At 52.6% G+C, this 24060-nt stretch carries 15 protein-coding genes and 1 pseudogene; 4 read left to right on the top strand and 12 right to left on the bottom strand.

Annotated features, from left to right (window positions below; all coding sequences use genetic code 11):
• Positions 1 to 19: 19 nt before the first annotated feature.
• The 6 genes from lldD to OGX90_RS17430 form a co-directional block, all read right to left on the bottom strand.
• The gene (lldD, locus tag OGX90_RS17455; RefSeq protein ID WP_234692494.1) at positions 20 to 1210 is read right to left on the bottom strand and encodes an FMN-dependent L-lactate dehydrogenase LldD; all 1191 of its coding nucleotides are present in this window, start codon (positions 1208 to 1210) and stop codon (positions 20 to 22) included.
• The gene (lldR, locus tag OGX90_RS17450) at positions 1207 to 1983 is read right to left on the bottom strand and encodes a transcriptional regulator LldR (RefSeq protein ID WP_234692495.1); all 777 of its coding nucleotides are present in this window, start codon (positions 1981 to 1983) and stop codon (positions 1207 to 1209) included. The genes lldD and lldR overlap by 4 nt, the downstream gene beginning before the upstream one ends.
• Complete coding sequence (gene lldP / locus OGX90_RS17445; protein WP_048215310.1) at positions 1980 to 3635, bottom strand: L-lactate permease; 1656 nt, start codon at positions 3633 to 3635, stop codon at positions 1980 to 1982. Before lldP ends, lldR begins: the two co-directional genes overlap by 4 nt.
• 295 nt (positions 3636 to 3930) lie before the next feature.
• A complete protein-coding gene (sadA, locus tag OGX90_RS17440) occupies positions 3931 to 8274 on the bottom strand; it encodes a trimeric autotransporter adhesin SadA (protein ID WP_286624388.1) in 4344 nt (1447 codons plus the stop codon).
• Between the two features lie 43 nt (positions 8275 to 8317).
• Positions 8318 to 8959 (bottom strand): SadB/YajI family lipoprotein, encoded by a 642-nt coding sequence (locus tag OGX90_RS17435; RefSeq protein WP_286624386.1) that lies wholly within the window; start codon positions 8957 to 8959, stop codon positions 8318 to 8320.
• A gap of 488 nt (positions 8960 to 9447) precedes the next feature.
• Positions 9448 to 9810 carry a YibL family ribosome-associated protein gene (locus tag OGX90_RS17430; RefSeq protein ID WP_048237001.1) on the bottom strand — a complete coding sequence of 121 codons (363 nt, stop codon included), beginning with the start codon at positions 9808 to 9810 and terminating at the stop codon, positions 9448 to 9450.
• Between the two features lie 292 nt (positions 9811 to 10102).
• Here OGX90_RS17430 and OGX90_RS17425 point away from each other — a divergent pair, with 292 nt between their 5' ends.
• Positions 10103 to 10309, top strand: a complete 207-nt coding sequence (locus OGX90_RS17425; RefSeq protein WP_032945348.1) for a hypothetical protein — start codon at positions 10103 to 10105, stop codon at positions 10307 to 10309.
• A gap of 12 nt (positions 10310 to 10321) precedes the next feature.
• Here the strand turns inward: OGX90_RS17425 and mtlR are convergent, their stop codons facing one another.
• The 3 genes from mtlR to mtlA all read right to left on the bottom strand — a co-directional run bounded on the left by mtlR (position 10322) and on the right by mtlA (position 14109).
• Positions 10322 to 10909, bottom strand: coding sequence for a mannitol operon repressor MtlR (mtlR, locus tag OGX90_RS17420; RefSeq protein ID WP_003024179.1), 588 nt, complete (start codon positions 10907 to 10909; stop codon positions 10322 to 10324).
• Positions 10909 to 12057: a mannitol-1-phosphate 5-dehydrogenase gene (gene mtlD, locus OGX90_RS17415; protein ID WP_020996057.1), complete on the bottom strand. Its 1149-nt coding sequence runs from the start codon at positions 12055 to 12057 to the stop codon at positions 10909 to 10911. Before mtlD ends, mtlR begins: the two co-directional genes overlap by 1 nt.
• A gap of 138 nt (positions 12058 to 12195) precedes the next feature.
• Complete coding sequence (mtlA, locus tag OGX90_RS17410; protein ID WP_008786455.1) at positions 12196 to 14109, bottom strand: PTS mannitol transporter subunit IICBA; 1914 nt, start codon at positions 14107 to 14109, stop codon at positions 12196 to 12198.
• A gap of 531 nt (positions 14110 to 14640) precedes the next feature.
• Between mtlA and OGX90_RS17405 the strand changes: the two genes are divergently transcribed.
• Together OGX90_RS17405 and OGX90_RS17400 are read left to right on the top strand one after the other, a co-directional pair.
• Positions 14641 to 15003 (top strand): DUF3302 domain-containing protein, encoded by a 363-nt coding sequence (locus OGX90_RS17405; RefSeq protein ID WP_003827338.1) that lies wholly within the window; start codon positions 14641 to 14643, stop codon positions 15001 to 15003.
• A gap of 2 nt (positions 15004 to 15005) precedes the next feature.
• Positions 15006 to 16142 carry an HlyD family secretion protein gene (locus OGX90_RS17400; RefSeq protein WP_003827339.1) on the top strand — a complete coding sequence of 379 codons (1137 nt, stop codon included), beginning with the start codon at positions 15006 to 15008 and terminating at the stop codon, positions 16140 to 16142.
• 168 nt (positions 16143 to 16310) lie between these two features.
• Here OGX90_RS17400 and OGX90_RS17395 read toward each other — a convergent pair.
• From OGX90_RS17395 to OGX90_RS17385, 3 genes and pseudogenes are all read right to left on the bottom strand, one after another.
• A pseudogene (locus OGX90_RS17395) lies at positions 16311 to 16489 on the bottom strand (hypothetical protein); the annotation flags it as partial.
• Positions 16490 to 16904: 415 nt separating this feature from the next.
• Entirely contained in the window at positions 16905 to 21008 is a 4104-nt protein-coding gene (locus OGX90_RS17390) for an RHS element core protein (protein WP_286624384.1), read from the bottom strand.
• 109 nt (positions 21009 to 21117) lie between these two features.
• Positions 21118 to 23193, bottom strand: coding sequence for a type VI secretion system Vgr family protein (locus OGX90_RS17385; protein ID WP_286624383.1), 2076 nt, complete (start codon positions 23191 to 23193; stop codon positions 21118 to 21120).
• A gap of 200 nt (positions 23194 to 23393) precedes the next feature.
• On the opposite strand from OGX90_RS17385, the gene OGX90_RS17380 reads away from it, so the two are divergent.
• Complete coding sequence (locus OGX90_RS17380; RefSeq protein ID WP_008786453.1) at positions 23394 to 24002, top strand: glutathione S-transferase; 609 nt, start codon at positions 23394 to 23396, stop codon at positions 24000 to 24002.
• Positions 24003 to 24060 lie beyond the last annotated feature (58 nt).

The following is a 24060-nucleotide window of genomic DNA, read 5'->3' as shown; positions in this document are numbered from 1 at the left end:
CAGCATAGCAAATTAACGTTTACGCCGCATTTCCACGTTTGGGCTGCATCGGGTAGTCAGCCACCTGTTTGCCCAGTTCCTGTACCAGCGAATCACGGCTGATTTCGCTTATCGATTTCGCCCCGGTAAGGGTCATTGCCACCTTCATCTCTTTCTCGATCAGATTCAGCAGATTCGCCACCCCGGCCTGACCGTGGGTGGCCAGCGCGTACAGATAAGCACGTCCCAGCAGAACACTATCCGCGCCCAGCGCAATCATACGTACGACGTCCAGACCGTTGCGGATCCCACTGTCTGCCAGAATGGTGATATCGCCTTTTACCGCATCGGCAATAGCGGGTAACGCGCGAGCTGAAGACAGCACGCCGTCTAACTGGCGACCACCGTGGTTAGAGACAACGATGCCGTCCGCACCAAAGCGTACGGCATCTCGGGCATCTTCGGGATCGAGGATCCCTTTGATCACCATCGGACCATCCCAAAATTCGCGGATCCACTCGAGGTCTTTCCAGGAAATCGACGGATCGAAGTTATTCGCCAGCCAGCCGATGTAATCCTCAAGACCGGTAGGTTTACCAAGATAAGTCGAGATATTGCCTAAATCATGTGGGCGACCGTTCAGGCCAACGTCCCATGCCCACTGTGGATGGGTGACTGCCTGCCAGTAGCGGCGCAGTGCGGCATTTGGGCCGCTCATCCCGGAATGGGCGTCACGGTAGCGTGCGCCAGGGGTTGGCATATCGACGGTAAAGACCAGCGTAGAGCAGCCCGCCGCTTTGGCGCGTTCCAGCGCGTTGCGCATAAAGCCACGATCGCGCAGAACATATAACTGGAACCACATCGGACGTTTGATGGTTGGGGCGACTTCTTCAATCGGACATACGGATACCGTGGAAAGCGTAAACGGAATGCCTTTGGCATCAGCGGCGGCGGCGGCCTGAACTTCGCCCCGGCGCGCGTACATGCCGCACAGACCGACAGGTGCAAGGGCCACCGGCATGGAGAGCGTTTCGTTGAACAGCTTTGTCTCCAGGCTCAGGTCGGACATATTCTTCAGCACGCGCTGGCGAAGTGCCACTTCAGACAGGTCTGTCACGTTACGGCGCAGAGTGTGCTCTGCATACGCCCCACCGTCTATGTAGTGGAACAAGAAGGGGGGTAGGATGCGTTGGGCTGCGGCGCGATAGTCGCTGGCTGCTGAAATAATCATGTGTTGTTCTCCCTGCTATTCTCACCAGGGTCACCGGGCAGGCGGGTGATACGCGCCTGGCGGGCCTGATCTTCATCAAATCGTTTAATCGTGGTGTGGACAAAACTGAGGTGCGCCATCATTGCTTTACGCGCTCCGTCGGCATCTCCGGCAACAATCGCATCCAGGACGGCCTGATGCTGCGCCGTCAGTTGCGAAAATACGGGCGGCACAAGGTACATACGCTGACGGCTCTGTTTCACCGAAGACTGTAATACGTCGAAGAAACCGCGCATGGTCTGTAACAGCACCACGTTGTGCGAGGCTTCCGCAATGGCGAGATGAAAGCGAACGTCTGCCTGCGAGGCGAGATCTGGATCTTCGCTTTGTGTGGCCTCGAAACAGAGTCTGATCTTCTCTTTGTCGGCAGCAGTGGCACGCATAGCTGCATGCCAGGCGGTGCTGGCTTCGATGGCGTGGCGGGCTTCCAGAATATCGAAACTGTAATCAGGGTCGTCTGCCAGCAGAGTTTTCAGCGGCTGAACGATGTTTTGTTCAGACCATGCCTCATGCTGCCAGCGGATAAACGTCCCGCCGCCACGACGGCTAATCAACATGCCTTCGCTCACCAGCTTGGCTAACGCCTCGCGCAGCGAGTTGCGCGATACGCCGAGCTGTACGGCCAGTTGGCGCTCAGCGGGCAACTTCATGCCCGCCTCCAGCTGTTGTTCTTCAATCAGCGCCCGCACACGAGATGCGACCTCGTCTGACAGGCGTCTGGGCATCACTATCATGGAATCATCCAGGTTAAGACATAGGCCTGCAGCGTGGTAATCACACCCACCATGCAGGTGAAAATCAGACTGTGCTTCACGGTAAAGCGGAACAGATCAGACTCTTTCCCCACTAATCCCACTGCCGCACAGGCGATTGCGATAGATTGCGGAGAGATCATCTTGCCGGTCACGCCGCCGGTGGTATTTGCGGCCACCATCAGCACATCCGAAACGCCGATTTGCTGAGCGGCCGTGGCCTGCAGGGCGGCGAACAATGCGTTTGATGAGGTGTCGGACCCGGTCAGGAATACCCCCAGCCAGCCAAGGAACGGCGAGAAGAAGGTAAATGCGCTGCCGGTATGTGCCAGGGCCAGTGCCAGGGTGGATGAAAGCCCGGAGTAGTTAGAGATAAACGCGAATGCCAGCACCATCCCGATGGAGTAGATAGGCAGCGCCAGATCTTTCAGCGTGCTACCAAAGGTCTGCAGCGCAGCAGATGGCTTCATTTTCAGCCAGACGATAGACAGCAGGGCGGCAAACAGTATTGCGGTACCGGTCGCGGAGAACCAGTCAAATTTGTACACCGCCGCGTAGGCTGTAGCTTCGTGTACGACCGGTGGCATACGGGCAACCAGCTTGTCGAGGAACGGAACCGGAATATTGACCACCCAGTGGTACATCGCGCCGCCTGGCGCAAACAGCGCTTTAAACGGCGGTATGCTCCACAGCGTGACGGTAGCGGTCAGGAACAGGAACGGTGACCAGGCGCGTACCACCTGCCCAGCGGTGTAGCGGGTGCGTGACAGATCCATATCGACCTGCGAAGCGCCCATATCGCCAAAACGGAAGATGCGTACCGGCTGCCAGCGTTTCAGGAACAGCGTCAGACACACCAGTGAGACCAGAGAAGAGATGATGTCCGGCAGTTCCGGCCCGATAAAGTTAGAGCTGAGGTACTGTGCGATAGCAAACGAGCCGCCAGCGACCATCACCGCAGGCCAGGTTTCTTTGACACCACGCCAGCCATCCATAATCGCCATAATCCAGAACAGCACGATAATGGTCAGGAACGGCAGTTGACGACCTACCATCTGGCCAATCTCGAAGCTGTCCAGTCCGGTAACCTGACCGGCAACCAGAATCGGAATGCCCATTGCGCCAAAAGCGACCGGCGCGGTATTTACGATCAGGCACAAACCTGCCGCATACAGCGGGTTAAAGCCAAGACCAACCAGCAGTGCGGCGGTAATCGCTACCGGAGCACCGAAGCCTGCCGCTCCTTCGAGGAATGCCCCAAAGGAGAAACCGACAATCAGCATTTGCAGACGCTGGTCTGGGGTAATCGAGAGTATCGATGATCGGATAATGTCGAACTGTCCGGTCTTCACCGAGATTTTATAGACGAATACCGCGGCGATAATGATCCAGGCAATTGGCCACAGACCGTAGAAGAAACCGTACACTACGGATGCCAGCGCGTGATCGACCGGCATTTTGTAAAACAGCAGGGCGACTGCCAGAGCAATCACCACCGTCCAGGACGCCGCAACATAGCCTTTCAGCTTGAGCTTAATCAGGGCGAAGAAAAAAAACAGGATAGGGAGCGATGCGATCAGGCTGGAAAGCCAGATATTACCGGCCGGGTCGTAGTTCTGTTGCCAGAGATTCATTGCAGGTCTCCTGGGGGCCGCCGACATAATGGAATGAGTCTTTGCTCAAATCTTCGTCACACTATGTGTAAAAGTGGCCCTGCCAATATTGTTGTGTAGGGGTAATGACAATGAATGGTTAATCAAATGTTATTTATTGGCAACGGTATTGTACTCACATTTTAATGAAATGTGAGGTGTTGGTATGATCTGGCTAAAATTGGTAGGGCCAATTGAGGGGTGAGGGCAACAAAGAGAAGTGAAAAGGCAATGGCATGATGCCATTGCCTTTGATGTCGGGAGTATTGTTACTTCATTACCACTGGAAGCCAGCACCAATGGCTGCAGAGTAATCGCCCTGGCTGTTGCTGGTTCCTTGCAATTTATACACCCAGCCCCCGCTTTCACTTACCATGGAGACACCAATGGCGACGGCACTTTCACCATTAAACGTACCCCCAGCAATTGAGGTCATGTTGGCTCCCGGTGCATAGGCTTGAGGAAGACCGGCCATGGCCATTGCTGAGGCAATGCCGCCGCTCATCTTGTTTTCTACTCCTTTGATTTTACTGTTCATTTCACCCATTTTTTGATCGGTATAGGTGTTTGCTTCTTCTACGCTGCGTTTCAATTGCGCATAGTTCACCGCATCCGTATCGTTCACCGCCGCTGAAACATTGCCGATCCGAGTGGTACCGCCACTCCCGTCTCCCAGGTTGAGCACACTGTAGTTAACCGAGCCATCGGTATTGGTTTCATAACGAACGGAACCTGCTTCTGAGGCTTTCAGTTGCGCCACATTAACCGCGTCAGTGTTGTTCACCCCTGCGGCAACATTGGTAATACGACGTTGTTGAGTCGAAGAACCGACAGACACCGTATTCGCTTCATCTGCGACTGAATTTGTACCTAACGCCACGCTGTTTTCAGCAGCCGCAATAGATCCGGAACCTATCGCGACGCTGTCCGCACCCTGGGCATTAGCATCTACGCCATCGGTGTTGGTCTTGAAGTACTTGGTGCTACCGGTAGTGACAATATCGCCGACAGAGTTTTCGATATTGGTGACGCGGGTATCAAGACTACTCACCTGCGTGTTCAGGTTATTGATACTTTCGGTATTTGCGGCAACATGGCTGTCGGTGACTTTCAATTGACCAACGTTTACGGCATCGGTGTCTGCCGAACCCGCCGCGACGTTAGTGATCTGACGTTGACCGTCTTCACTGCCTACAGAAACTTCGCCCACCGACGTTTGTGGCGTATCCATGTTGTAAGCGGTATAGCTGCTTTGTGCGCCGACGGTGGTTTGTGAATTGCTGCCGAGCGCGATACTGTTGGCGTGATTTACCTGTGCGCTTGAACCAATGGCAATGCCGTTGAAGGCAGATTGATCCACGACTGCGCCATAGCCAATACCGACTCCTGAATCGCCATTGACGATGGTTGTAGCACCAACAGCAATCGCGTTTTCACCCACCGCCAGGGAATCTTCCTCATCCGAGTTGGCATGGAAGTATTGTGTCGGCGTCGTGGAAACGGCGGCGATAGCATTTTGTAACTGACGAACTGTTACTGCATCTTGCGCTTCAGAGCCGTCCGCAACGTTGGTAATTTGACGATAGCTTTCTCCATCCGTCCCCAATGACAACGCGCCCAGCAACTCTCTGTCTGTTGTATCGTAACCAATGACGACGCCATCGCTTGTTACGCTCGTTGCTTGTGTACCGGTTGTAATAGCGCGGTTAGAGCTGGAGCCACTGCCCAAGGCGATGCTGCCCTCAATGCTGCTGCTGCTGTTCTCTCCAAGAGCCAGACTCGAAGCACCGGATGCGACGGCGTTGTAACCCACTGCTGTTGCGCCGTCACCCGTTGCGTATGCATCCTGGCCTTCAAGCCCGCTATCATTCGTGCGGATGTATTTCACGCCGGTACCATTTTCCGTGATATAGGTTTCGCTGGTATCGCCGGTTATTTGGCTAATAGATTCGTTGTACTGAGAAATCAGCATGTTAGTTTCATAGAGCTGAGAGCCATTAACGGCGTCAGTACTGTCACTGGCGATTTCACCTGCTGCTACATTGGTTATCTTATTGGTACCGCTGGTACCGTGGCTGGCGCTGAACGCACCCTCTTCGTCATCCCAGCTCAGTGCATCGGTACCAAGGTTGGTGATGGACGTATTGATATCCGCGATAGCAGAGGTGTTTTGATCTACCTTCTGGTTGGTTTCATACAACTGTGAGCCGTTTACCGCGTCGGTACTGTCCTCAGAAAGCTCCCCGGCGGCGACATTGGTGATTTTACTGGTACTTCCACCGTGGTTTGCGCTGAAAGCTCCGATGTCTTCGTCCCATAACAGAGCATTATCAGTGAGGCCGGTAATGGAGGTATTAATGTCAGTGACAGAAGTATTCAGGTTATCAATTGCGGTGCTGTTCTGAGATATGTTGGTGGTATTGGCGGCGATATCGGTCGTATTCTGATCCACTTTTTCATTGGTTTCGAACAGCTGCGAACCGTTAACCGCGTCGGTGCTGCTCTCAGAAAGCTCCCCGGCGGCGACATTGGTGATTTTGTTTGCCGTACTACTTCCGTGGCTGGCGGAGAACGAATTCGTTTCCTCATCCCAGCTCAGTGAATCGGTACCAAGATTGGTGATCGTCGTATTGATATCTGCAATATCTGATGTGTTTTGATCTACCTTCTGGTTGGTTTCATACAGCTGTGAGCCGTTCACCGCGTCTGTACTGTCTTCAGAAAGGTCCCCGGCGGCGACATTAATGATTTTGCTGGCGCTTCCCGCGTGCTTAGCGCTGAATGCACCAGAGTCAGCATCCCACAGCAGGGCATCATCGGTGAGCGTGGTAACTGAGTCGCTCAGGTTGTTGATATTGGTGGTGTTGGTGGCGATATCAGTGGTGTTCTGAGACACATTTTCGTTGGTGGCAAACAACTGTGAGCCGTTAACGGCATCGGTGCTGTCCGCGGCCAGGGTGCCTGCCGCCAGATTGGTGATCTTGCTGGCGCTTCCCGAGTGGTTAGCGCTGAATGCACCAGAGTTAGCATCCCACAGCAGGGCATCATCGGCGAGCGTGGTAACAGAATCGCTCAGGTTATTGATATTGGTGGTGTTGGTGGCGATATCGGTTGTGTTCTGGTTAATGCTGCCGGTATTGGTAGTGATATCAGCAGTGTTCTGATCCACTTTCTCATTTGTATCAAACAGCTGGGAGCCGTTAACGGCATCGGTGCTGTCCGCGGCCAGGGTGCCTGCCGCCAGATTGGTGATCTTGCTGGCACTTCCGTTGTGCTTAGCACTGAATGCACCAGAGTCAGCATCCCACAACAGGGCATCGTCGGTGAGCGTGGTGACGGAGTCGCTCAGACTGTTGATATTGGTGGTATTGGTGGCGATATCAGTGGTGTTCTGATTGATGCTGGTCGTATTAGCGGCGATATCGGTTGTGTTCTGGTTAATGCTGTCGGTATTGGCGGTAATATCGGCAGTGTTTTGGTTGATGCTGTCGGTATTGGTGGTGATATCAGCAGTGTTCTGATCCACTTTCTCATTTGTATCAAACAACTGGGAGCCGTTAACCGCATCAGTGCTGTCTGCGGCCAGGGTGCCTGCCGCCAGATTGGTGATTTTGCTGTCGCTTCCACTGTGGTTGGCGCTGAATGCGCTTGTGCTGTCATCCCACAGCAACGCGTCATCGGCTAATCCTGCGACAGAGGCCTCTGTATTCGTGATAGAAGTGTTAAGTGCGCTTAACGCACTGCCTACGTTATTGTAGATGCCTGTGCCTACCTCGTAGAGGGGCGCATTTACTGTACCATCAGAATTAACGGAAGCTCCTCCGCCGAGTCGGTCGGCGACGGATTGACTTAAAGAATAAATTTGCGCACCTGTGACTGCATCTGTACTGCTGGAATTGATGTCGCCTTTAGCAACGTAGGTGATCTGCCGCTGCGTGGTGCTGTTACCCACGGCGACGGAATTGTCTTCCTGGGCGGTAGAGCCTGCGCCAAGAGCAACTGAGTTGGTGCCTATCGCTTTTGCGCCATTACCAAATGCAGTGCTGTCGTCGCCGCTCGAAGTGGATTGATTGCCTAATGCAACGGATGTAGCTCCGCTCGCAGTGGCTTTATTACCTAATGCAACCGATTTTTCACCGCTCGAATTGGCATTAACACCCATTGCCATTGAATAACTTCCCGCGGCTGAAGATGAGGCACCCATCGCAATGGCACGGTTGCCGGTTGAGCTTGCTTTTACGCCGAGCGCTAGGGAAGAGTCACCGGATGAATCACTGTATGAACCAATAGCGGTACTCCATTTTCCCATCGCGGAGGCGTGATAACCCATCGCGGCGCTTGCGCCATCAACGTTGGTGTAAGTATTTGCTGTGGCATCGGTACCAATTGCAATCCACCCTGTTCCTCCTGTCTGGGTACCCGTTGGAGTAACGCCATCGCCAGTATCTTTACCTGCATTGGCCAATACATCCGCAGAAACCATAATACTGCTAAGACCGATGAGTGCGGAAACCGCCAGCTTTCTACGGCCGCTTTTTTTCCCGCGGCTTTTTGCGGTTTCACTGGTGACAATAAATGTTCCCGTAGCGGCATTCCAGAGGACTTTAAATATTCTGTTCATGGATAAGTGCTTTCCTTTTCTAAAATAGTTGTATCAATAGCTATTATTTTTTGGGCTTCTTTTTTGTATCGTTAATAGGTTGTGTGCTTTCGAAAATAACATTCTTCATGTTAATGCCTATTTTTAGATACTTAAGATTATTGGGCGATACGCCTTTTAATGTCAGCGTGACATTGGTCCATGCTCCCGGTAAGAGTTCGATTGTCGAATCCATTTGCGTGTTGAGCAAGAGTTGTCGCCAGCGAGGTAGATCTTTTGCCTCGGAAGGTTTTTTCGTACCCCACGTCATATTAAACGCCAGGTTTGATACGGGAACGCTGAGTAAGTTAACCAAATCAAGATGAATAACACTTCCATCATCTATTGGCTCAATAGATAAAATACGCCCGGCTAATCCAATATTGCCGTTGTTAATAATAAAATAGTGCGTTTGTGATGGGTCCAGTTCTGTGTAGTCGAATAGTCGTTGTTTACGTTCAATGCGGTCAACGACTTCGGCGACCTTTTGGGTCGCCTGGATAAGCGTAGTTTGTTGTTTTTCTAAAAGGTCTATCTTTGCTTCTTGTTCTTTTTGCTGTTTTTTTAGTTCTTCGACAAGGTGTTTATCTGCAAAGTAATCACAACCCGATAACAAGAATGTGAATCCCAAAACAATCAGGGGAATAAATTTTCCATTTTTGTGCATATAAAATATCCTTATTAATTACTAATGTAGTATTAATAGTTAACCTATTATTTATACAGCTAACTCATCATCCTGCGAGTATTGTCAATAACCCGTTAATACATGGTTATAATGAACACATTCATTGCTTTTATAGAATTGAGCCATTGCTCGATAATTTTAATCAATTACCCATGGCAATGCCTTATAAAAATATAATCATAATATTTATGTATGGGGCATTGTTTTATAGATGATAATGTTATTTAATTTTGTGGGTCAATTATATTCTGCGGGTCATGAGAAAAGTGGAAGAAAAAATTCATTGTATAAATACAAATGGACATGGTGGAGTAATTTATTTTCATGAAAAGCAGGGAGGGCCGTTAAAAATGAACTTGTATATAAGCGGTGTAAATATTTATGGGGAAAAATTCGGAATATAGCCCGATGCTCTCAAGACACCCGCTGTACGACGGGTGTCTTGAGAGCCTGTGATACGAGAGTGTTTAGAACTCGTTCTTCGCAAAGCCAGTCATCTCTTTCAGGCCCATTTCACGGCCAAGCTCGGTCATCGGGTGGACGACGATCAGGCCGCGCACGCTTTTCTTCAGTTTGCCCATGTCAGCCTGCTCTTTTTTGGTGATGGCCCGACGGAACGGAAGTTTTGTCAGCTTTTGCGCTTCTTTGCTCAGCTTCTGGCTGTGAACTTCACGCAGGCGTGCGATCTCGGCTTCCAGAGTTTCTTTCTCTTTTTCCAGCTCCGCGTATTTGTCGGCGGCTTCAACCAGGGACAGGTCTGCCTGCTGGTGGCGAATAGCGTCCAGACGATCGCTCAGGCGTTTAATTTCGTTTTTTTCGACTTCTTTCATAGGATAGCTTCTGATAAAAATAGGATGAATGCCCTATAGTATGCGCGCAGAGCGGGATTATTCACAACTGCTCGAAGATAAATAATCAAATACCGTAAGTATTAATTAGCTAATGATAATGTTACTGCATTGATTAACAAGGAATTTTAAGCGATAAGATCGGCCGTGGTGCTTTTTATTGGCGTGTTCGTGGTGAAGCACGTTTTCCTCAATATAAACACCCAACTGATCCTAAACTTAAATGATCAACCGCACAGGCTGAGCGCGGTTAATACATGGAGGAGGGAAGATTATGGCGAAAATAGGTGAGAACGTTTCAATCCTGATTGATAAAACTGTCGATTTTATGGCTTCAAGCCAGGCTTTTCGCGAATATTTGAATAAAACACCGCCGCGCAACGTTGTCCCTTCAGAAATACCGCAGGAAAACGCGCAGCTGTATCTGCAACGTCTGGCGTACTATCGGCAGCTGTATCGACCGCAGCAGGAAGAGAAATAAGCAAACATCGTCTTATTTTTGAAAGGCTTTTTTTAAGCTGATTTTAGAAATCAGCTCGGTCAGGGAAAGGACCATGGTGGATCGTACCATCTGCTGGTAACGCTGGATCTGCATGGCATGCAAACCAGAGTCTGAGGTATCAAACTGGGGTGGCGGCGGGAGTGCCGTCACGCAGTGAAGTTCACCAAACGGTCCAAGAATTTCGTCGTCGGTGAATGCGTATTCATTGCCGTCGTGATTCAGCTCCTCCCGCAGCGCCATCAGCAGCTCCGCATCTTCGTACTCCGGGCGACTGAGTACGCCCAGGCCGTAGATTAACTTCAGACGAACAGAAAGATCGCCCAACGGACCATCGCCATCGAGCAGCGGTTCTACGGCGTATTTCACCGCATAGTCGTCTTTGCGAAATACCTGAAGCACAAGGATATTCACCGCCTCGGTGAGCAGTTCTACGGCGGTGATGAGGAAGCTGCGTACGGTTTTGCCAGCATTCAGACGCTCAAGCACACGATTTTCAAAGGCCTGCGTTTGTTCCATTATTGCCTGCATATCTGACAATCTATTATTCAGGCGCAGGATATCCTGCGCCAGGTCCTGCATCATTTCTTTGCGTTATACGCGTTAACAGCCTCAAGCACGACATCACTATTGGCATCCAGCCCGGAAACTTGCGCCAGCGCGGCCTGTGGACCTTTTTCGTCAATCAGCGCGGCCAGTTCCTGTGCCTGCGGATCTTCTTCGCTGCGATAGTGCATCGCTGCCGCAATACCGGTAACCAGATTCGCATGCGGCAAACCATACTCCAGCGTACCCAGCAGCGGTTTAATCAGGCGGTCGCCTGCGCTCAGCTTACGCAGCGGCTGACGACCTACGCGCTCAACGTCATCTTTCAGATACGGGTTTTCAAAACGACCGAGGATTTTCTGAATGTATGCCGCATGTTTTGCTGCATCAAAGCCATAGCGTTTGATCAGTACCGCGCCGCTCTCTTCCATCGCACCTTTTACCACTGCGCGGATTTTCTCGTCGAGAATCGCGTCACGGATGGTCTGATGACCGGTCAATTTTCCGAGGTACGCGGTTATAGCATGCCCGGTGTTCAGCGTGAAGAGTTTACGTTCGACAAATGCCATCAGGTTATCAGTTAATTCCATTCCTGGGATATTTGGCAGTTCACCTTTGAACTGTGTTTTGTCGACAATCCACTCACTGAAGGTTTCGACGGTAACTTCCAGCGGATCGTTGGTTGCTGAAGCCGAAGGCGGAACAATGCGGTCCACGGCAGAATCGACAAAGCCAACATGTTCTTCAACCCAGGCTTTATCTTCATCTGCTAACGCGTTCATTACATGGCCTTTCAACTGGGTCGTTCCGCGCACCATGTTTTCACAAGCGATGATATTTAGTGGAGTAGCGATGCCCTGCGCCTTGCGTTTAACCAGTCCTTTGGCGATGGCTGGAGCGATACGCTCAAGCACAACCGGACCGACGGCGGTAGTGACTAAATCTACGTGGGCAATCAGTTCAACAACATCATCGCCGATGCTGCTTACAGCGTTGACGCCGGAGACGGTATCAACCTGCTCATTTTCACCCACGACATGAACCTGATAGCTATGACGGGCATTCAGGGCATCGAGAACGACCTGATTTACATCCGCGAACGTCAGCTGTATCCCCGCGTCCGCCAGCAGTTTGCCGATAAAGCCACGACCGATATTACCTGCGCCAAAATGTAATGCTTTCATAGTATTAACCTTCATTAATGTTTTTACCCAAGAGGGCTGGGGTGAGGGACTGCATTGATTTCCCCTCAACCTAACCCTCTCCACAAGGGAGAGGATTTTGTAGGCCCGGTAAGCGTGAGCGCCACCGGGCAATAACGCTTACTTACGACCTGCCAGCAGTTCCAGAACTTCATCCACGCTGGTGGTATGGGCCAGACGTTCGATCACGGATTCATCATCCAGAGCGTTGGTCAGGCTGGTAATCACCTGGATGTGCTCGTTGTTACGCGCTGCGATACCAATAACCAGACGGGCAATATCGTCTTCTTCTTCACCGAAGCGAACGCCTTCCGGGTACTGGCAGAACACCACACCGGTTTTCAGCACGCGGTCTTTGGCTTCAACCGTACCGTGCGGTACTGCGATGGACTCACCCAGGTAAGTCGGGGTCAGTTTTTCGCGGTCCAGCATCGCCTCGACGTATTCTGGCTCAACGTAACCGCCTTTCACCAGTTGCTCACCAGCAAAGCGAATCGCTTCTTCTTTGTTAGCCGCTTTACGGCCAAGGAAGATGTTCTCCGCACCCAGTTTGAACAGGTGGGTATCACCCTCTTCAAAGCTGTCTTTCAGGTGGTCGCGAACTTTCTCCTCGTTCACGTTGTGGCGCTGCGCAGCGACCAGACGTTCGGTCAGGTTGGAGTACAGACCGCTGTCGAGGAAGTTGGTCAGCGAAATGTGCTGTGCCTGAGGCACCTGGCGCATCGCGCGTTCGGTCAGGTCACGGTGGGTAATGACCAGATCCACATCCGGCGGCAGATTGTTAATCGCGCTGTTAGTGACGGAAATCTGAGACAGCCCTGCATCCTGCACTTTCTTACGTAGTACGCCCGCACCCATGGCGCTGGAACCCATACCGGCATCGCAGGCAACGATGATTTTACGCACATGGCTCAGGTCGTTGGTTACATCGCCAGCCGCCAGCGGAGATGCGCCTTTGGATTCCGCTTTCATGTCGTGCATACGACGGGTTGCGGCATCAATGTCATCATCTTCTTTCACTTTGCTGGTTTTCAGCAGAATGGCTGAGACCACAAAGGAGACTGCCATAGCCGCACAGATAGCAGCGATGTTAGCGAAGTAAGCTCCCTTCGGTGTCATTGCCAGCACGGCCAGGATAGAACCCGGAGACGCCGGAGAAACCAGACCGCCGTTCAGGATAGTCAGGGTAAATACGCCAGTCATACCGCCGAGAATAACGGCCAGGATCAGGCGCGGGTTCATCAGCACGTACGGGAAGTAAATTTCGTGGATACCACCCAGGAAGTGGATGATAGCCGCGCCGCCTGCAGACTGCTTAGCGCTGCCGCGACCGAAGAACATGTACGCCAGCAGCACGCCCATACCCGGACCTGGGTTAGCTTCAATCAGGAAGAAGATGGATTTGCCCATCTCATGGGACTGCTGAATACCCAGCGGTGAGAAAATACCGTGGTTAATGGCGTTGTTGAGGAACAGGATTTTCGCCGGTTCAACGAAAATCGATGCCAGCGGCAGCATGTCATGGACAACCATGAAGTTAACGCCTGCCGCCAGAATTTTGGACAGTGCTTCAACCAATGGACCAATGCCAAGGAATGCCAGAATGGCGAGGATCATACCGATGATGCCAGCGGAGAAGTTATTCACCAGCATCTCAAAACCGGATTTGATCTTACCGTCTACCCAGTTGTCGAAGTGTTTGATCGCCCAGCCGCCCAGTGGACCTGCAATCATCGCGCCGAGGAACATTGGCATGTCCGCACCGACGATAACGCCCATGGTGGTGATTGCACCAACTACGCCGCCACGCTCGCCGCCAACCAGTTTACCACCGGTATAACCGATCAGTAGCGGCAGCAGATAGGTGATCATCGGGCCGACCAGCTTCGCCAGCGTTTCGTTCGGCAACCACCCTGTCGGAATGAATAATGCGGTGATAATACCCCACGCGATAAACGCGCCGATATTTGGCATCACCATGTTGCTGAGGAATCGACCAAAGCTTTGCACCTTGATCTTAATATCGGATGACATAAAAACACCCCTTCTTATGTTTGCTATCACGCAGGCTGAAAGCCCGAGGTTTGTTAATGTAGCGGCAGGAGGTAGCCGGACCCTGTAGATACTGCGAAATCTGGCACTGAATCGTTCAACTGTCCAGTCGACGGCCTTTTATGTGACATTCGTCACGTAAATATAGGGTGTATGGCGTTAGTTAATGTGATTTTCATCACAAAATGCCGGTACAAAAAAACATCGCAGTGCAATAATTCGCTGAAAATGAGGATTAAATGTGAAGTGATTCACATTTTTGCTTTCCTTGTTTGTTGGATTTTTGTGATGTGAATCGCAAAGTATTTTCATCTGAAATTTATCAGATGTGATCTGCGGCAGGTTCTACCCCCGACATTTTTTATTGCAAAACAAAGCAACTTCTCACCAGAAAAAATATTTATTTTGTGGTATGGCAAAAACCCTTAACTCCAGTTATGTTCAAAACATCAGCCAGGGTGCATACGGCTGCCGGCATAAAAAAACTCTAATTAGCGTGAATTCGAGGCAGGTATGTTTCTAAATTATTTCGCGTTGGGCGTGCTGATCTTCGTTTTTCTGGTTCTGTTTTACGGAATCATCGCCATTCACGATATTCCCTATAACATGGCTAAAAAACGTAACCATCCCCATGCCGATGCCATCCATACTGCAGGATGGGTGAGCTTGTTCACTCTTCATGTTATTTGGCCGTTCCTGTGGATCTGGGCCACGCTCTACCAGCCTGAAAAGGGATGGGGAATGCAGTCACACATCACACCGACCGGAAAGGAGTCAGACCCTGAGATTGCCGCGCTGGCTGCGCGAATCACCCAGTTGGAAAAAAGACTGGATGGGGAGAAAAAAACCGATAACTCCACCTTTCCGGAGATTTAATCATGGATTTGTTGATAGTCCTGACCTATGTGGCCTTTGCCTGGGCCATCTTTAAAATATTCCGTATTCCGGTAAACCAATGGACGCTTGCTACCGCTGCATTAGGTGGGGTGTTCATTGTTGCGGGATTGATTTTATTAATGAACTATAACCACCCATATACCTTTACGGCGCAAAAAGCAGTTATTTCAATTCCGGTCACTCCGCAAGTCACAGGAATTGTTAGTGAGGTAACGGATAAAAATAATCAGCTAATTAAAAAAGGCGATGTGCTGTTTAAGCTCGATCCGGTACGGTATCAGGCGCGTGTCGACAGGCTGCAGGCTGATCTGGTTACTGCTACGCATAACATCGACAACCTGAAAGCACAGTTGTCGGAAGCGGTCGCCAATACCACCCGTGTATCTGCTGAACGTGACCGTCTGTATAAAGATTATCAACGCTATTTGAAAGGCAGTCAGGCGAAGGTTAATCCGTTCTCTGAAAGCGATATCGATAACGCCCGGCAAAACTATCTGGCACAAGATGCGCTGGTCAAAGGCTCGGTTGCAGAACAGACGCAGATTCAGAGCCAATTAGACAGTATGGTCAACGGTGAGCAATCTCAGGTTGCGTCCCTACGTGCCCAGCTTGCCGAGGCTAAATACAATCTTGAACAGACGGTAGTTCGTGCCCCCAGCAACGGTTATGCCACGCAGATTTTAATTCGTCCGGGGACTTACGCAGCAGCATTACCTTTGCGTCCGGTAATGGTGTTTATTCCTGAACAAAAACGGCAAATCGTGGCGCAATTCCGCCAGAACTCGCTGCTGCGCCTTAAGCCGGGCGATGAAGCGGAAGTGGTGTTTAATGCGCTGCCTGGCCAGGTTTTCACCGGCAAGCTGACCAGTATTCTTCCGGTCGTTCCGGGCGGTTCTTATCAGGCGCAGGGCGCATTACAGTCCTTAACGGTGGTGCCGGGTACCGATGGCGTGCTGGCCACGATTGAGCTGGATCCGAATGCCGATGTGGATGCGCTGCCGGACGGTATCTATGCTCAGGTTGCAGTCTATTCCGACCATTTCGCCCACGTGTCGGTAATGCGTAAAGTACTGCTGCGCATGACCAGTTGGATGCATTACCTTTATTTGGATCATTGAGTTGATATTGGATTACACGGAAAGAAGTTCTCCACATCCAGGGAGATGCGGTTATCGGGGAAACGTTCCGACAGCATCGGGTATTTATCCCGCACGGCTATCCGGTTGCCCGCCGCTGTTCCAGGTATAATCACGGTTAAGCTGCGGAAGGTTAAGGTGATGGCTCTATAACAGACCGCTCAGCATGTAGGCCGTGGTCAGTTTGTACTCACCAAAGCTGCGCAGCGTTTCGCGGTGATGTCGATAAGCGGTGAGTCGCCCAGTTTCATCCCGGCCAGATAACCGCTGCCGTAAGTCAGCCATTCCACCGGGGGGAGAGTATCCGGCGTCACGCGATTCGCCAGTCCATAACTGGAGATAAATTTTATTTAAACAGTAAATACCTCAAAACATTACCTATAATAAAACCAATAAAAATGATGCAAAAACTTAAAACAAGGAAAATTACTGACAACCATATGCTTCCCACTACCCCGGGAAAATCAGTTGATTGATGCAAATTATAAATAAGAAAATTGTATATGAAAATAATTATGGATATTATAAAAGCATATACGCAGCATAACCACCAGGCGCTCAGATCTATACACCACGAAACTCTCAAACCACACAGAAAAAGCAACCCCCATGATATCCATGAGATGACAGATATAGGAATATTAATTCTTTCATACACATATATAGGGATGTACTTCTCTGTAATTAGCAAAAATAAAAATAAAAACACCCATAAAAGTTCGGTGATAAAATGTTTTAACATACTTATCCTCCCCCCAGATTTGGTCCAAATAGAGGCTCTCGGCTATAACCAGGCTCTCCTGGTTGTGGGCCCGGATTTATAGGGGCGTTTGGCCATGATGTTTTAGGGATGGATGTGCCACAAGATTTCATCGCCTGTTCTGCACAGTGACAACAGTTAAACTCAGTAAAGTGATAATTTTCACCTTTACATTTTTTCATTGCTTCGCGAATACACTCATCCAATGATGGATTTTGAGGCTCAGTACAGATCGTACCAGACTTATTGGGAGCAGGATCTGCATGAACCCCCTTATTATCAAAACTTGACGTAGTACCATCTTTAAACTTTATATAGCAATGCCTTGCATAGGGAACGGGGACCGGATCGAATTTTCTATGGCACATCTGATATAAACCTAATGGATCTATCTCTGTGACAGGATTCAATGGATACTCATACAGATTCCATCCCCCCATCAGCCCTATGGGATCCTGAGTAATATACCTCCCCTGTTCCGGGTCATAGTAACGGTGCCGGTTGTAATACAACCCCGTCTCCTTATCCCACTGCTGTCCCGGTAACCGGATTAACTGTTGCAGATTGTCCGGATTATCCTCCCGCAGCATATTCCCCCATTCATCAAACTCTGCACTCCACGCGATAGTTTTGTCAGCATTCACCAATGCCAGCGGCAGTCCCCGGTGGTCGCAGTGGTACAGGTGAATTTTTCGCAGCGGCGTGTATTCCGGCTCCATCTGGTTCTTCATCTGCTCCAGCGTTAACCCGCACTGCGCCAGCCACTGCTGATTCGCTGCGCTGACTTCGCCACGGCGCAATTCGGCTTCCAGCCCGTCCAGCATCGCCCCCAGTTCCGGCACAAACGTCATTCCCGCATCCTGCTGGAGCTTCTCCGCCAGCGTGCGGTGCGCTGCTTTTGCCAGCTCTGCCATGTCCGTTTCGATTCTGACCAGCGGCGTGAAGCTGCCCGGTGTATAAAGCGTCTGGATACGGCTGTGGTTTGTCTGTGTGGTCGTCAGCCTGTCGCCGTTCCAGCCGTACCACGTCACCTCCGGGGTGGGGTTCAGCCAGAGATATTCCTTCCCGGTGAGGCTTTCCCGTTCAGTCTGGCTTTTCCATATCCGTTTACCGACGCGGCGGCCCAGCGGGTCGTACAGGTAACGGCTTTCCAGCAGTGGCTGTCCCTGCTGCGCACGGACGTAATGCGCCAGCCGGTGCCGGTTATCGTAGTGATAATGGTGGCTGTGGCTGCCGCCGTCACGGATGCGGCGCTCGTCTTTTTCTGTCAGCCTGCCGTGTTCGTCATGGTGGTAAAACTCGCACACATCCTCGCTGATACGGTTATCCGGGAAGTGGGCTGGCAGCGCCGGGTTCTGTTGCCGGTCTGCAATCCGGTTACCCGCCGGGTCGGTGAAGTACCCGGTGGTTGTCCCGCCTGGGGTAAGCTGTACCTGGCTCAGTCGCCCCGCGTCGTCATACTGATACTGTCTTTGTTGCAGTGGCCCGCTGATACGGACAAGCTGTCCGCCGTCGTTATATGTGTATTCCCGGTTCAGCTCCGTCAGATTCAGCGTGTGGCGCTGCAACTGCCCGCCTGCGTTGTATGCGCTGGCACGTTCATATGTCCCAAAGCTGCGCAGCGTCTCCCGGTGCAGGCGGTCGCGGGTGAGGTCGATAAGCGGGGTGTCGCCGAGCTTCATCCCGGCCAGATAACCGCTGCCGTATGTCAGCCACTCCACCGGGGGAAGGTGGTCGGGCGTGGTTTTATTCGCCAGTCCGTTCTGATAATCGTGCTGCGTGAGGTGCTCCCACAGCAGTTCATTCGTCTGCGGGGCGTGAACGGTCTGCCGCTCGCGGCTCATCCGGCCTTTCTCATCATAGCCGTAGTGCACGGCGACCCGGTGACCGTCGCTGAGATGGCTGATTTCCGTCAGCCAGCCGCGCTCGTCGTACTGCCACTGTTCCGCCGGTTCGCCGTTCACCGTGCGGTGCGTCAGGCGGTCGGCTTCATCGTAATGCCAGAGCGTGACGAGGCCTTCGTCCTCACTGCGGACAAGCTGCCCACCGGTGTTGTAGCCATAGCGCTGCGTTCTGCCGTCAAACCCCGCTTCCTGCGTCAGCCTGTCCATCACGTCATAAGCAAAGGTGGTGGTGGCGTGGTTCTCGTTAATCAGTGAGGTGACGAGTCCGGCAGCATCGTATGTTATCTGCCGCGTCAGGCCGCCTTCGGTTATGCCGACCGGTCTGCCGGACGTGTCATACTGCGTTTCGCTGCGGCTGCCGTCAGGAGAGATGACTGCCGTCAGGTCGCCCGCCAGGCTGTATTCATAGCGCGTTTCCCTGCCCTGTGCATCCTTCCGGCTGATGAGTCTGCCCCGGTCATCGTAAGCAGAATAAACGCTCAGCCCTTCCTCGTGGTGAACCGCCGTTATCTGTCCGAAACGGTTATATTCATAACGGGTTTCGTAGCCTGAACAGTCGGTGAAGGTGAGCAACTGCCCGTAACGGCTCCACGTCATCTGTTTCCGGCTGCCGGTGACGTCTTCAGTGGCTGCCGGCAATGCACTGTGTGGGCTATCATAAAAATAGCGGGTAGTGCTGCCGTCGCGTCGGGTGTCGGTCGTGAGCCTGCCCTGTGCGTCATATTCCTGCTGGCTCTGGAGGCCGTCCGGGTACACGGTATCCGTTAACTGGCGCTGGCTGTTGTAGTAAAATTCCGTTTGCCTGCCGTCCGGCATGATGATTTCTTTCAACTGACCGGAGCCAGGACTCAGGCGATACTCTGTCTTGCGACCTGCCGCATCGGTCTGCGCGATAAGTCTGCCTGCCGGATCGTACTCGCTGTTAAAGGAGCTGCCGTCTGCGCGCTCCTGTTTCACCACCCGCTTCAGGCCGCCTTCGCCTGTGGTATGCAGCACCTCCTGGCGGTTGAGGCTGTCGGTGAGGGTGATGCGGTTCGGTTCATACGCGTAGGTATAGCTTAAGCCCTGTGGATTTCGCTGTTCCGTCACCCTCCCGGACGCATCATAGCGGTACTGTATCTCCGGCCTGCCCGCATAGCGGTGGGCCACCATTCGCCCCGGATGCGACGGGTCATATGTAAACCCGTGTACTGCTGTGCCGCTGCGGTCATATACCGTTTTCAGCTCACCACGCGGGGAATAGTCATAACGCGCCAGCGGGGCGGCAGGCAGGTTGTCCGGGTATTCCGGGTCGTGCGTCAGCCACACTTCCGTCAGACGGAGGCCGTGGTCTGCACCGTAGGCTGTGGAGGGCAGGACGTCCGGAAAGGGAAGGGGGATTGCACCGTTGGCGACTGACTGTTTTCGGTGCTGGTCCGCCCGCTGCGCCTGCGTGGTCAGCACCAGCCGGAAGCGGCGTCCTGCGCCATCCGTCACGGCGGTGATTTCCCCGCTGAATTCACCGGATGCCGCACGATGGAAGTTCTGCGCGCGCCCAAAACTGTCGGCAAGCCCGGTCAGTACCCGGTATAGCGGTAGTGGCGCGGGCAGAGCTTCTTCCGGGGTGGGAGTGTGCTCAGACCAGCCCAGAATCAACCACGGACCCTGAGCACTGTTGGTCGCCAGATACACGTGTGGACTGGTGCGGATGTCTTCCGGCAACGACTGCCAGAGTGTGTGCAGCGGGTTACTGTCATGAAGCGCTGGCACTCCACCACGCACCAGCCAGAGCGATTCGCTGCGGCTGAAGGCGGATTCACCGGGAAACAGCGGGTTGAAATGAATACTTCTGCCGCCGTTGTCGTTAAGTATCAGTTCGTCATCATGTATCTGTAAGCGAATATCAAAGGGCGCTTTCCAGCCGGGACCCAAAATGCCCACGGGCGCGGGCGTTTTCGTCCGGTAGCTGCTGTAAGTTCTTGAAAGTACAAATGGCAGAGGGCCGGGCAGGGAAAAATCGGTTTCACCGGGCTGTACCTTGGCACCCAGTATCGGGTTAACCGGATTTCCGGAGATCATGCCGCCCGGGCAGACCGAGCAGGCCACGCCGGTCGGTGCGCCAATCATCACGCCCGGAGATCCCTGAACAATCGGCCCCCCGATTGTTGTCATGTCGCCCATCCGGGCGGCGGGTTTTCCGCTCATAGTCAAATCCTTCTGAATTTCCGGGTTTAATTTTTATTGCGTTACACAGCAGGTAACCGGGTTTTCACTGACTCAGCACTGCCAGATATCCGGCGGCAAGTTCGCTAATTTATTTCGGTGCTTTCGGCGGGTCTTCTGCTGCGCCACAGTTCCAGTTAATCATCAGCGCGTCGCCGCTGAGCGTCTGCATGCCCTGGAGGTTAATCGCTGTACCGTTCAGGAAGATTTTACCGTCCTGCGTCAGCACCAGCCGCGCCTGTCCGCAGCGCAACTCCAGATGCTCTCCGGCGGAATATACAGCTACTTTTCCGGTGCTCTCGGTTTTGCTTTTACCCACAGTGAAGGTGACATTCTCTCCGATGCTGACGTCATAACCCTTCCCGACCAGCAGCGATTTCTGAATCCCGACCTGTGAGGACTGCATCATCGCCACCGAGGTGTTCATTACGCCTCCCACAGTGGTCTGGTACGCAACACCTACCGTTAACGCCCGCGCCATACCCACCGTTTCGGCCTGGTTCAGGCCGACGGTGATACTCTGGTTTTGCCCCACGGTTTCTTTCTGGTTCTGCACTACCGTCTGTACCTGATTCTGTTTCACGGTGATAACCTGGTTGCCGCCGATGGCCTCACGATGGTTGGCGGTGACATCAGTGGTGCGGTTGTTCAGCACCTCCGTATCCATGTTCTTCTGCGCATGAATATAGACCTGCTCCTGGTCCGTCGCATCCTCGAAGCGCAGCTCGTTAAATCCACCGCCTTTATAGGTTTTCGAGCGGATAGTCATCTGCGTTTTGGTGCCCGGCAGGCTGCCCGGTGAGCGGTTATCCTGGTGGTAGGTGCGTCCCATGATAATGGGCTGGTCCGGGTCTCCGTTGAGGAAGTCGACTATCACTTCCTGGCCCACGCGCGGGATGGCGAGGTTGCCAAATCCGGCTCCGGCCCATGCCTGCGACACCCGAATCCAGCAGGAGCTGTCTTCGTTCCCCGGACAATAACGGTCCCAGTGAAAACGCACCCGGACTCGACCGTGTTCGTCACAGAAGATTTCCTCGCCCGCCGGGCCGGTGACAATGGCGCTCTGCGGACCGTCAACGGAAGGTTTGGGCAGGGGGGAGGAGCGCCATGTCCGGTCAGCCGGGATGACGTCCAGGCTGTTACTGAGCTTGGTGCCTTCACCCTGGTGGCCATGCTGCGCCTGTGGCTGCTTTCCTTTCAGCACACTGCCGGTGACCTGCCACTCCCGGTTCAGCGTTAATGAAGGGTGGCCGGTGAGGGTGAAACGTTTTCCGGGCCACAGTTTCGGGGAGTTACTCTCGCAGGCAGCGGTTTCAGCATCCTGCCGGTGGCCTTCTGCCTGGTAGCGGGCAAAGTCCTGACCGTGCTGCTCGTCCTTGAAGCGTCCCGGCCAGTCGAAGATTTCATACTGGGTGCGCTGACCGTTCAGGTTCGGGGCGTGATGGCTGAAGTAAGCCGGCCAGCCAGGAGCTTTGAAGGTGTAATCCTGGTTTTCCACCGAGGAAGGGCGTACCTGCGCCCGGTAACGAAACTCGCTGATGCATTCCGTGGCGACTTCGCGGGTATTCGGGTTAAAGGACATCTCACCCAGCGTGGAGACCCCGGCCACGTCATCACAGAGCACCAGTTTCTGGTCGGGGCTGGTCGGGTGGAACCAGTCAAAGAAGAAAATGCCCTCTTCAGCCCACAGTCGGATGAGAAAGCCGAGGTCGGTTTCGCCGTACTGAACGCAGAACTCCCGCGCCGGGTGGGATTCATAAAAGGAGGGCACCCAGTCGGTGACGCCGTTTTCAGTCAGCAGGGTGGTAGAAATGGCCAGGATATCCTGCTGCTGAAAGATACGGAAGTTCTGTCGCAGGCCACAGCGCCAGAGCGGAGGCGAAATAGTCAGGCTGTAGTTCATCTGCCAGCCGTTGTTTTCCCCGGTTTCCATCCCGGTGATGATGCCATGGAGATAGCGCTGTGGGGTGTTACCCTGCCAGATGGTCAGCGTGGCGTTTTTCTCGAGGAAACTGACGGCGGTGAGGCCGGACCGGTCGCTGGCAATATCGACAGTGAGCAAAAAGGGCGTGGAGATATTCTGGTAGAGGGTAAAGCTGACGACAGCGGTTGCCGTCGGCGTTAATCCGTCAACATCCAGCGTAAAACGCAGGCCCTGCTGTGACATGATTTTCTCCGTGACGTATTGATACATTTGCAGAAAACCATACGTCCCGAATAATGCAGGGAAAAGCATGTTGTATAAAAAGCAGCTGAAATTAAGAAAACGTTTAGATCATAAGTAAAACAGTAAGAATGGAAGCTATCATCTGCCATTTGTCTCAGTCTGAGCCATACTGATATTTTTGTTGGCAAAAAGGACCCGGCATGAAACTCATTGGCAGCTATACCAGCCCTTTTGTGCGTAAAATTTCTATTCTGTTACTGGAAAAGGGCATCACCTTCGAATTTGTGAATGAACTCCCCTATAACGCGGATAGCGGCGTGGCGCGCTATAACCCGTTAGGTAAAGTACCCGCGTTGGTCACCGATGCGGGCGAGTATTGGTTTGATTCTCCTATCATTGCGGAATATATAGAGCTACTGGATATTGCACCAGCCATGCTGCCGCGTGATCCGCTGGCCGCGCTGAAGGTACGCCAGTTGGAAGCGTTGGCAGACGGCATTATGGATGCCGGTTTAGTTTCGGTGCGCGAACAGGCTCGCCCTGCCGCGCAGCAGTCAGAAACTGAATTGTTACGTCAGCGTGAGAAGATCACCCGTAGTCTGGATGTGCTGGAAGGCTATCTGGCGGATGGTACGCTGAAAACGGATACGGTTAACCTGGCAACCATTGCGATTGCCTGCGCCGTCGGTTATCTCAATTTCCGTCGGGTTGCGCCTGGCTGGTGTGTTGATCGCCCCCGTCTGGTCAAACTGGTGGAAACGCTCTTTCAACGCGAGAGTTTTGCCCGTACAGAACCGCCAAAGGCTTGATGCGTATTATGTCCGCCTGAGCAAAGTCACGGTACAATCCTTCCTATATCGATATCCC

The sequence above is a fragment of the Citrobacter sp. Cpo012 genome, assembly GCF_030333015.1.
In the GTDB taxonomy this organism is placed as follows: Bacteria; Pseudomonadota; Gammaproteobacteria; order Enterobacterales; family Enterobacteriaceae; genus Citrobacter; species Citrobacter portucalensis.
Note: the sequence above shows the minus strand (reverse complement) of the source record. Positions and strands in the feature narration are given on the sequence as shown.

Excerpts from the sequence above, each read along its gene's own strand:
- lldD (WP_234692494.1), bottom strand. The coding sequence starts at position 1,210 with ATGATTATTTCAGCAGCCAGCGACTATCGCGCCGCAGCCCAACGCATC.
- lldR (WP_234692495.1), bottom strand. The coding sequence starts at position 1,983 with ATGATAGTGATGCCCAGACGCCTGTCAGACGAGGTCGCATCTCGTGTG.
- lldP (WP_048215310.1), bottom strand. The coding sequence starts at position 3,635 with ATGAATCTCTGGCAACAGAACTACGACCCGGCCGGTAATATCTGGCTT.
- sadA (WP_286624388.1), bottom strand. The coding sequence starts at position 8,274 with ATGAACAGAATATTTAAAGTCCTCTGGAATGCCGCTACGGGAACATTT.
- OGX90_RS17435 (WP_286624386.1), bottom strand. The coding sequence starts at position 8,959 with ATGCACAAAAATGGAAAATTTATTCCCCTGATTGTTTTGGGATTCACA.
- OGX90_RS17430 (WP_048237001.1), bottom strand. The coding sequence starts at position 9,810 with ATGAAAGAAGTCGAAAAAAACGAAATTAAACGCCTGAGCGATCGTCTG.
- OGX90_RS17425 (WP_032945348.1), top strand. The coding sequence starts at position 10,103 with ATGGCGAAAATAGGTGAGAACGTTTCAATCCTGATTGATAAAACTGTC.
- mtlR (WP_003024179.1), bottom strand. The coding sequence starts at position 10,909 with ATGCAGGACCTGGCGCAGGATATCCTGCGCCTGAATAATAGATTGTCA.
- mtlD (WP_020996057.1), bottom strand. The coding sequence starts at position 12,057 with ATGAAAGCATTACATTTTGGCGCAGGTAATATCGGTCGTGGCTTTATC.
- mtlA (WP_008786455.1), bottom strand. The coding sequence starts at position 14,109 with ATGTCATCCGATATTAAGATCAAGGTGCAAAGCTTTGGTCGATTCCTC.
- OGX90_RS17405 (WP_003827338.1), top strand. The coding sequence starts at position 14,641 with ATGTTTCTAAATTATTTCGCGTTGGGCGTGCTGATCTTCGTTTTTCTG.
- OGX90_RS17400 (WP_003827339.1), top strand. The coding sequence starts at position 15,006 with ATGGATTTGTTGATAGTCCTGACCTATGTGGCCTTTGCCTGGGCCATC.
- OGX90_RS17390 (WP_286624384.1), bottom strand. The coding sequence starts at position 21,008 with ATGAGCGGAAAACCCGCCGCCCGGATGGGCGACATGACAACAATCGGG.
- OGX90_RS17385 (WP_286624383.1), bottom strand. The coding sequence starts at position 23,193 with ATGTCACAGCAGGGCCTGCGTTTTACGCTGGATGTTGACGGATTAACG.
- OGX90_RS17380 (WP_008786453.1), top strand. The coding sequence starts at position 23,394 with ATGAAACTCATTGGCAGCTATACCAGCCCTTTTGTGCGTAAAATTTCT.